General features: G+C 70.7%; 3 protein-coding genes. 1 reads left to right on the top strand and 2 read right to left on the bottom strand.

The window, feature by feature from the left end:
• On the top strand, positions 1-1,071 hold a 1,071-nt coding region (cofH, locus tag KD1_RS15455), incomplete at its 5' end, for a 5-amino-6-(D-ribitylamino)uracil--L-tyrosine 4-hydroxyphenyl transferase CofH (RefSeq protein ID WP_157073409.1).
• Positions 1,072-1,185: 114 nt separating this feature from the next.
• Here cofH and KD1_RS15460 read toward each other — a convergent pair.
• Complete coding sequence (locus tag KD1_RS15460; RefSeq protein ID WP_083542537.1) at positions 1,186-1,881, bottom strand: PhzF family phenazine biosynthesis protein; 696 nt, start codon at positions 1,879-1,881, stop codon at positions 1,186-1,188.
• 116 nt (positions 1,882-1,997) lie between these two features.
• Positions 1,998-4,000 (bottom strand): FG-GAP-like repeat-containing protein (locus KD1_RS15465; RefSeq protein WP_068403401.1); only part of this gene is annotated, 2,003 nt, incomplete at its 5' end.

Below are 4,000 nucleotides of genomic sequence, written 5' to 3' on the forward strand. Positions count from 1 at the left end.
GAGGCGCTCGCGGCCGCCGAGGCGACCCCGGGCGCGCTCAGCCAGGCGCACGCGTTGGCGCTGATCCAGTCCGAGGGCGAGGCGCTGGCCGCGCTGTGTCGCCTGGCCGACGACCTGCGCCGCGAGGCGGTCGGCGACGACGTCACGTACGTCATCAACCGCAACATCAACTTCACCAACGTCTGCTACACCGGCTGCCGGTTCTGCGCGTTCGCCCAGCGCCGCACCGATGCCGACGCGTTCACGCTCTCGCTCGACCAGATCGCCGATCGCGCCGCCGAGGCCTGGGAGCTCGGTGCGACCGAGGTGTGCCTGCAGGGCGGCATCGACCCGACCATGCCCGGAGACGGGTATTTCGCCATCATCCGCGCCGTCAAGGACCGGACCCCGGGCATGCACGTGCATGCGTTCTCGCCGATGGAGGTCGTCAACGGCGCGGGCCGGCTGGGGATCTCGGTGCGCGAGTGGCTGACCGCGGCGAAGGAGGCCGGTCTGGACTCGATTCCCGGCACGGCCGCGGAGATCCTCGACGACGAGGTCCGGTGGGTGCTGACCAAGGGCAAGCTGCCCGCCGACGCGTGGGAGGACGTTGTGCGAACCGCCCACGACCTGGGCATCCCGTCGAGTTCGACGATGATGTACGGCCACGTCGACCACCCGCGGCACTGGGTCGGGCACCTGCAGCGACTCGCGCGCATCCAGGACGAGACCGGCGGCTTCACCGAGTTCGTGCCGCTGCCGTTCGTGCACACCAACGCGCCGATCTATCTCGCCGGGGTGTCGCGCCCGGGGCCGAGTCAGCGGGACAACCTCGCCGTGCATGCGCTCGCGCGGGTGATGTTCCACGGCCGGATCCGCAACATCCAGACGTCGTGGGTCAAGCTCGGCGTTGAGGGCACGCGCGCGATGCTCACCAGCGGGGCGAACGACGTCGGCGGGACCCTGATGGAGGAGACGATCTCGCGCATGGCCGGGTCCGAGCACGGCTCCGCCAAAACCGTCGACGAGTTGGTCGAACTGGCCGCCGGCATCGGGCGTCCGGTGCGGCAGCGTTCGACGACCTACGCGTGAGACCCACCCGCCCCCCCGCCCCGCCCCCAGCCGGTTCGAGGTAATACCGCCCGTTGTAGCGGTCGGAAATACCTCGAATCAGCGGGCGGTCGGAAATACCTCGAATCGCGGGGGTCACGCCTCCCGCACGCGACCGGTCAACAGGACCCGGCCGTTGTCACCCGGGCTGACGTGCAGCAGCGACCCCTGCCCCTGCCCGATCGTCAACTCCCGCCCGAGTTGGGCGCACAGGGCGATCGCCGCCGATCCGGTCGCCTCGTCCTCGGGCACCCCGGCATACGACGCGAACGCGCGAGCCCGGACCAGACCGCGCTCCTCATCGAGCCAGGCCCAGAGATAGTCGTGCTGGCCATCTCCGTCGGCGACGGCTGTGTTGACCTCGTCGGGTGAGGCGACCTGGATGAGGTTCCACGCCATGGTCCACTCCGCCGGCGCCTCGACGGTCGCGCCCTGCAGCGTCGCGCCGACCTCCGGCAGCCCGGCGTCGATGAACAGGCGGGTGACGGGGTAACCGAGGTGATGCAGCAGCCAGGTCGCGCCGACCGTCGGGTGCCCGGCGAACGGGATCCGTTGCGTCGGGGTGTGGATCCGCAGCCATCCGGCCTCGACGTCGTCGATGAAGACCGTCTCCGCGGGGGCGAGTTCGGCCGCGATCCGCTGGCATTCGTCATCGGCCAGTCCGGACGAACCCACGACGATCCCGAGCCGGTTGCCACCCTGCCCGTCCTCGGAGCAGAACACGAGCACCTCGTAGTACTCCAGACCCGGGTGAGCGTCCACGGTGGGGGAGATGGCGGTGCGAGGGATCATCGTTCCTCCTCGGTTCGGGGTCCTTCCTCCATCCTGCCCATGCGCCCTCGGCTTCGGGGGCGCATGGGCAAAATCGGAGATTCACCTCACGGTGTTGCCGGTGTGCGTGGTTCGCGTCAGAAGAACTGGCGCATGCTCTTCGCCGAGACGGTGGGCAGCGTCGTTGCGCCGCGCAGACCGCCACCGGCCGTGCCCCAGTACCGCTGCACGGTGTTGTCCGTCTTCGCGGCGACCAGATCGTCGCGACGATCGCGGTTCGGGTCGCCGGGGACCGCGATCTGGGTCTTGTACTTCCAGCCGCTCGAGATGGTGTCGCTGCGGGTGAACGAGCGACCACGGGAGTACAGCACGCGCATCTCTCCCTTGGCCGTGAACGCGCGCAGGTCGTCCCGCCCGTCACCGTTGACGTCCCTGATCCCGTAGATCTGCGGGTGGTACCGACCGAGGTTGCCCAGTGACCCCAGGATCACCAGTTTCCTGGTGCCGATCGAGTAGCCGCGCAGCTCGCCGTCGGCCCGCCGCCCGATGACGTCGATAGTGCCGTTCTTGTCGATGTCCACCCCGGTCGCGAGCGTGGTGAACGAGCCCTTGCCGGTCGCCAGCGTGCGCGGCACCCCGAACTTGCCGCCGCTGAGCGAGTAGTACGCCCGGATCCGGCCGTCGTCCTCGCGCACGAGCAGGTCCGCGCGGCCGTCCTTGTTCAGGTCGCCGGGCGATCCGATCCAGTTCTTCGAGCTCCACCCGCGCTGCACGAGCACGCGCTTGCCGTAGCCGCCGCCGGCCACGCCGGGCCAGCGGTAGATCGATCCGCCCTTCGAGATCGCCATGAGGTCCGGGCGTCCGTCGCCGGTGAAGTCGTTGCGCAGCGCGGCCTTCGGCTTCGGCGGCGGAGGCGGCGCGGGCACCAGGGCGGCCCGCCGTGACCAGACGATCTTCGAGACTCCCTCGATCGTGGAGATCTGCGTCGAGAGCGTGCCCGGGTTGGCCTGCGTCAGCACGGCAATCGCGTAGTCCGGGGAACTGTACGTCGACAGCCCGATGCTGTTGGCGTGGTACCCCGTCGAGCGCGGCAACCAGCCGTTCTTCAGCGCGACCGTGCCCGCCGGCGGCCCGGCCGAGACGCCCCAGTCCTGGCTGGAGGTGACGTTGAGCATCTGCGTGCGCCCGTACGTGCGGTTCGTCGAGGTGAGTTGGCCGGTGGCCTTGGCGAAATGCTCGATGAGCCGTGTCTGGTCCGAGGCGCTCGTCGTCGTCAACCCCCAGTGGCCGGCGGCCTCGGCGCGGGTGCTGAACAGGCCGAGGCGGGCGCTGACCCGGTCGAGCCCGGCGCGGCCGCCGAGGTAGTTGAACAGCGCGGTGGCGGCATTGTTGTCGGAGGAGCGGATCATCGGCACAATCTGCGACTTCTCCCACGCGGTCAGGGCGCGGCCGGAGTCCTGGGCCTTGAGCATGACGCCGGCCATGAGCTCGACCTTGACGATGCTGGCGGTGATGTTGACCGTCGGCCCCTTCGTGTACGTGTACACCGTCGACGTGCCCGGTCGCCGCACCGCGACGGTGACGTTGCCCGGTCGTGACTGGATGTACGACCCGAGCGGGCCGGAGAACGGGAAGCTGTCCGCCGCCGACTGCGGGGCGAGCGCGTCGGCCTGCGCCTCCTTCGCGTCGGCCGCCGCCTTCGCCGCCTGCTCGGGGGTCATCGCCGTGACCGGGCCGGGGTTCGCCTTCGCGGCGGCCAGGACGGCGGCCTCGTCGACGACGACGGTGAACGTCCACCGGCCGGTGGCCTGCTGCGCTCCGGCCAGGTTCGCCGCGGCCACGCGTGGCGCGGGCAGGAGCGTCGTGAGCGGGCCCGAGATGTCGGAGGTCGCGGTGCACTGCGCTCCGTCACCCGTCGGCGCGATCTCGATCGGGGTGCCACTGGCGCTGCGGCCGACGAAACCGGGCTCGCCGACGATGGTCAGCGGGCCGTGGGTGATCTCGGCGGTGCCACCGCGCGAAAGGTCGCCGGTCAGGGTCACCGTGTCGGCGCCGATCGCGTCGCAGATGACGTCGACGGAGCGCGGTGCCTCACCGGGCGCCGCCGAGGCCGCCGACGTCGCCAGGGTCGCCAGGGCGG

Origin of the sequence: Kribbia dieselivorans NBRC 106261 (assembly GCF_001552435.1) — a bacterium.
Classification (GTDB): domain Bacteria; phylum Actinomycetota; class Actinomycetes; order Actinomycetales; family Dermatophilaceae; genus Kribbia; species Kribbia dieselivorans.